Source organism: Streptomyces sp. SID3343, from assembly GCF_009865215.1.
Classification (GTDB): domain Bacteria; phylum Actinomycetota; class Actinomycetes; order Streptomycetales; family Streptomycetaceae; genus Embleya.
In genome coordinates, this window is record NZ_WWJX01001510.1 from 1 (window position 1) to 210 (window position 210).

A 210-nucleotide genomic window follows, 5' to 3' on the forward strand; every position below is an offset into this window, starting at 1 on the left:
AGGTCGGTGACGCCGCCCCACTTGGGGGTGCAGCCGCCGCCGTCGGTGACGAAGGCGAGGGTGTAGTCCTTCACACCGGTGGCCTCGGCGTTGGCGAGGAGGTCGTAGGCCGGGTAGAGGGAGGTGTCGACGTACGGCGCGAAGCCGGCGCTCGTGGTGGTGCCCTCCCCGGGGTCGCCGGTGGGCGCGGGGGCGGTGCCGGTCGGGTCC

1 pseudogene is annotated in these 210 nt (G+C 74.8%); it reads right to left on the reverse strand.

The features are described 5' to 3' along the window. A pseudogene (locus tag GT354_RS47590) lies at window positions 1–210 on the reverse strand (sugar hydrolase); the annotation flags it as partial.